Origin of the sequence: Parvibaculum sp. (assembly GCF_049672805.1) — a bacterium.
In the GTDB taxonomy this organism is placed as follows: Bacteria; Pseudomonadota; Alphaproteobacteria; order Parvibaculales; family Parvibaculaceae; genus Parvibaculum.
In genome coordinates this window covers 1-4,490 of the sequence record NZ_JBATWS010000361.1, presented here as the reverse complement: position 1 = coordinate 4,490, position 4,490 = coordinate 1, and the positions used below count along the sequence as shown (strand labels likewise).

Here is a 4,490-nt window from a genome sequence, read left to right as displayed (position 1 = left end):
GCATGGTGTGGGTGAAAGGCGGGCGCTTCATCATGGGTGACACGCTCTACCCGGAAGAAGGCCCCCTGCGCGAAGTCTCGGTTGACGGCTTCTGGATGGATCGGACCGAGGTGACAAATGCAGAATTTGCAGCCTTTGTGGAGGCGACGGGCTATGTCACGGTAGCCGAGCGCCCGGTGGACGAAACGCTTCATCCCGGCCTGCCGCCCGAGATGCGAAAGCCCGGTGCAGTTGTCTTCATCATGCCGAATGATGTGAGCGGCATGGGCGACATCTCGCAATGGTGGCAATATGTGCCGGGCGCGAACTGGCGCCAGCCGGGCGGGCCTGATACGTCAATCGAAGGGAAGGATCATTTCCCCGTTACCGCCATCGCTTATGAAGACGCGCTCGCCTATGCCACATGGAAGGGCAGGACGCTTCCGACCGAGGCCCAGTGGGAGTGGGCCGCGCGTGGCGCGAACCCCGATGCACCCGCGCCGCGCGCGCAGCCGAAACAGGCAAACACATGGCAGGGGCTTTTCCCCGTCATCAACGAGGCGGAAGACGGTTTTGTCGGCATCGCACCTGTTGGCTGCTTTGAGCCGAACGAACTCGGCCTCCATGATATGATCGGCAATCTCTGGGAATGGACGGCAGATGCCTATGAGGGCGCGCCGGGTCGGCATGTCATCAAGGGCGGCTCATGGCTTTGTGCGCCGTCCTACTGCCTCCGCTATCGCCCCGGTGCGCGCCAGCCGCAGGAAGTGGACCTCGCCACCACCCATCTCGGCTTCCGAACCATCCTCATCGCGCCGCCACCCGCCTAAGGGCCACGGTTTTGTTTTGCTGCTAGCGCCGCAGCGAACCATCCAGCGTGAGCAGATCGCCGTAAAGCTCCGGCCGCCTGTCGCGAAACACGCCCCAGGCGATGCGCTGTTTGCGGTTCTCTTCGGTGTCGAATGTGGCAGTGAGAACTTCTTCCCTGTCCTCGCTGGCCTCCGCCACCTTTGCGCCGCTCGCATCGGTGATGAAGGAAGAACCATAAAAGGTGAGGGCGCAGCTTCGTCCTTCCTCGCGGCCGATCCGATTTGAAGCAACGACGGGAATGATGTTTGCCGCAGAGTGTCCCTGCATCGTGCGCTGCCAGTGATCACGCGAATGGATCGTCGGGTCATGCGGTTCGGAGCCAATGGCGGTCGGGTAGAGAATGACATCCGCTCCCTTCAGCGCGAGGATGCGGGCCGCCTCCGGGAACCACTGGTCCCAGCAGATAGCCGCACCCACGCAGCCGTGCCGCGTGTTCCACACCTGAAATCCCGTATCGCCGGGGCTGAAGTAATATTTCTCGCCATAGCCCGGCCCGTCCGGGATGTGCGATTTGCGATAGGTGCCGAGGATCTCGCCGCTATCGATCATCACCAGAGAATTGTAGAGAGCGTTATTCGCGCGCTCATAGATCGAAATCGGCAATACGACGCCATACTTCTGCGAAACAGAGCGCAGATGACGCACGGCCGGATTTTCATCCACCGGCAGCGCAAGCTCCAGCAGGTCGGGCGCTGTGTCCTTGCAGAAATAATGTGTCTCAAAAAGCTCCTGTAGCAGGATGATATTTGCGCCCCGCTCGACAGCGGCCACAACCAGCTTCTCCGCCCGCGCGATGTTCTCGTCGCGGTTCTGGCTGCACGCCATCTGCGTTGCCGCTACGGTGATCTCTGTCATCGTGAAACTCCTGCTCAGGCACGTCTCAAAGTCGGTTGCGGCCATCATACATCATCCGCTGATCTTCAGGCACATATCGGCCTATGCCATATGGTGCCGGCTCCTGATAAGCTGTCGGGCGATGAGGCTTCCGGGCAGGATGGGCTTGTGACGACGAGTAACATGTATGTGGATGACGCACTCCCGCGCGCGGGCTTCCACGTCCTGCCGCCCCCGCCGCCACGCCAGCGCACATGGACGCGCGAACTTGCCATTGCTGTCGTTTTTGCCGTTCTGCTCAATCTTCTGGTGCTGCTTTCTTTCTTCTTCGTCCGCCCGGAAGCGATGCCCCCGGTGCAGGAGCCGCCTGCCATTGATGTCGAGATCGTGCAGCGGCCGGAAGCGGAACCTGCGAAGGAGAAGCCAACGCCGCTGCCTCAACCGCAACCTGAAAACCAGCAAAGCTTCACCCGCTCCGGCGCAACCGATGAGCGGACAACACCCGGCTATGGCAAGGAAGCAGACGCTCCCGCTGACCGGGACATAACAGAGCCGGAAGCGGAGCCGGAGCCGCCCCGACCGGAAGTGAAGGCGCAGGAGCAGGTGGAGATACCCGGCTGGGCTCGCACGCTGGAGCCGGGTTACGATGTCCGGGCAGGCCAGCAGGGGACCGCGCAATCAAGCCAGCCGAATGCGAACGCGCGGGGCGGGGATGCCTATCTGAATGCGATGGGCAGGCGCATCGTCGCGAATGTCACCTATCCGGCGGAAGCGCGAGGTGCGACCGGTGTGATGGTCGTGGCCCTGGTCGTGAACCGTACCGGTGCGCTTGAGGGCGCACAGATGATCCGCTCAACCGGCAATGCCGCATTGGACAGGGCAGGCATGGAGGCGATCTCGCGCAGCATGCCTTTCGCGCCATTCCCGCCCGGCGTTACCATGCCGCGCGCTTCCTTCGAACTGACGCTCCGCATCGCCCCCAACTAGGCAAGACTATTGCGCCGGTTCGACGCGAAGCACACTGCCATTCTGTCCATCTGTCACGAGATAGAGATAGCCGTCCGGGCCGCTCCGCACATCACGGATACGCTTACCCAGTTCAGCGAAAAGAACTTCCTGTCCGGCAACCTCGCCGTTCTCCATGTCCACGCGGCGCACATGCTTTGCAGCCAGCGCACCGACAAAGAGATCATCCTTCCATTCGGGGAAGGCATCACCCTGATACAGCGTGAAGCCGGCTGGCGCGATGGAAGGGGTCCAGTGCAGCAGGGGCTGCTCCATGCCTCCATATTCCGTGTAGGGCGAGATGCGCGCACCGGAATAGTCAATGCCATAGGTGATGACCGGCCAGCCATAATTCTTGCCCGGTTCGATGATGTTGATTTCATCGCCGCCCTGCGCGCCATGCTCATGCTCATAGACGCGGCCGGAAGCGGCATCCACGAGCAGTCCTTGCGGGTTACGGTGGCCGTAGCTCCAGATTTCAGGCTTCACCCCGTCCTGCCCGACAAAGGGATTGTCAACAGGCACATTCCCGTCCCGGTCGATGCGGACAACCTTGCCGAGATGGCTGCCAAGATTCTGGGCTTCCTCGCGATAGTCGAAACCGTCACCCACCGTCACCAGCAGCGTCTCATCCGGCAGGAAGGCGAGCCGCCCGCCATAATGGACGGGGGTGTCTTTCATGGGCGAGGCATCGAAGATGACGGTGAGGTCGCTCAGGGTCGTCCCGTCGAAACGCGCCCGCGTGACCCGTGTGCCATTGCTCTTCGGCGAGCCATGCGCATAGGAGAGATAGACAAAGCCATTCTCCGAATAGCGAGGGTCAAGCACCACATCGAAGAGGCCGCCCTGACTGCGGAAATAGACCGGAGGCACACCGCTGACGGGGTCATCTGCAAGCACCCCGTTACGCACCACGCGAATGTGCCCTGAAAGTTCGGCGATGAGGATCGAGCCATCCGGCATGAAGGTCAGGCTCCAGGGGTGGTCCAACCCTTCCGCCACCGGAACGATCTCATAGGGCAGGCTGCTGCTCCCGGTCTCCTGCGCCGAGGAGGCGCTCCATGTGAGAAGCGCCACGGCTGCAATGGCCGCACCTTTGATCGCCGACAGATACCACACCCGATCGCTCATTGACTGTTTCCCGCCCCGTTCAGTGATATTCTGTGCGATCATACAGCGAGTTGCCGGGCAAAAGAAATTCGGAGGGGGCAGAGATGTGGATTTTGCGGATTGTGTTGGCCTTTATCTGCGCGGTGATCGTCGCCACCGTGCTTGGTGCCATCTTCCACACCCAGTTCATTCTCGCCCGTCTGATCGATATGGGGATCGACATTCCTTTTGCGGAGCGTTGGTCAACCACCCTGCATGACATTGGCGGCATGGCGCCCCTCTTTGGCGCCGTCATCGCACTCGGTTTTCTGGTGGCCTTCATCGCGGGCGCGCTCGTCTATCGCTGGGCAGGCGTGCAGCGCAATCTCGTCTATGCTGTTGCGGGTGCTGTCGCCATTGCCGTCGCCCTCGGCCTGATGGGCATGGTCTATGAGATGACGCCGATCGCGAGCGCGCGTTCCTGGGCGGGCTTCATCGCGCAGATGGTGGCGGGTGCTTCGGGTGGCCTCGCCTTCGCCCTCATCTCCCGCCAGCGCACAGCCTGATTCCGCTCACCCTTTTTCGGATGCCGTGTAGGTGCCTCTCCTTTAGGCAGGGAAGGGCGCAGGCGCGTCAGCGGTGCAACGCCGGTCGTTTTTTTGTCATGGGCAGTTGCCATGTCCCGCCAATCCGTGCAGCCTTTGGTCTGAAGC

General features: G+C 61.7%; 5 protein-coding genes. 3 read left to right on the top strand and 2 right to left on the bottom strand.

Going from position 1 to position 4,490, the window contains the following annotated elements; genetic code table 11:
• Positions 1 to 2 precede the first annotated feature (2 nt).
• On the top strand, positions 3 to 809 hold the full coding sequence (locus WBF74_RS11370) for a formylglycine-generating enzyme family protein (RefSeq protein WP_424439739.1): 807 nt from the start codon (positions 3 to 5) through the stop codon (positions 807 to 809).
• Between the two features lie 22 nt (positions 810 to 831).
• Here the strand turns inward: WBF74_RS11370 and aguB are convergent, their stop codons facing one another.
• A complete protein-coding gene (gene aguB / locus WBF74_RS11365; RefSeq protein WP_424439736.1) occupies positions 832 to 1,704 on the bottom strand; it encodes an N-carbamoylputrescine amidase in 873 nt (290 codons plus the stop codon).
• A 147-nt stretch (positions 1,705 to 1,851) separates the two neighbouring features.
• Here aguB and WBF74_RS11360 point away from each other — a divergent pair, with 147 nt between their 5' ends.
• Positions 1,852 to 2,670 (top strand): TonB family protein, encoded by an 819-nt coding sequence (locus WBF74_RS11360; protein WP_424439733.1) that lies wholly within the window; start codon positions 1,852 to 1,854, stop codon positions 2,668 to 2,670.
• 6 nt (positions 2,671 to 2,676) lie between these two features.
• Here WBF74_RS11360 and WBF74_RS11355 read toward each other — a convergent pair whose 3' ends face one another.
• On the bottom strand, positions 2,677 to 3,819 hold the full coding sequence (locus WBF74_RS11355; RefSeq protein ID WP_424439730.1) for a PQQ-dependent sugar dehydrogenase: 1,143 nt from the start codon (positions 3,817 to 3,819) through the stop codon (positions 2,677 to 2,679).
• Positions 3,820 to 3,902: 83 nt separating this feature from the next.
• Between WBF74_RS11355 and WBF74_RS11350 the strand changes: the two genes are divergently transcribed.
• Positions 3,903 to 4,343 (top strand): hypothetical protein, encoded by a 441-nt coding sequence (locus tag WBF74_RS11350; protein ID WP_424439727.1) that lies wholly within the window; start codon positions 3,903 to 3,905, stop codon positions 4,341 to 4,343.
• The last annotated feature ends 147 nt before the right edge of the window (positions 4,344 to 4,490 follow it).

What these genes read in the sequence shown, in the direction of transcription:
- WBF74_RS11350 (WP_424439727.1), top strand. Translation starts at nt 3,903, where the DNA reads ATGTGGATTTTGCGGATTGTGTTGGCCTTTATCTGCGCGGTGATCGTC.
- aguB (WP_424439736.1), bottom strand. Translation starts at nt 1,704, where the DNA reads ATGACAGAGATCACCGTAGCGGCAACGCAGATGGCGTGCAGCCAGAAC.
- WBF74_RS11355 (WP_424439730.1), bottom strand. Translation starts at nt 3,819, where the DNA reads ATGAGCGATCGGGTGTGGTATCTGTCGGCGATCAAAGGTGCGGCCATT.
- WBF74_RS11370 (WP_424439739.1), top strand. Translation starts at nt 3, where the DNA reads ATGGTGTGGGTGAAAGGCGGGCGCTTCATCATGGGTGACACGCTCTAC.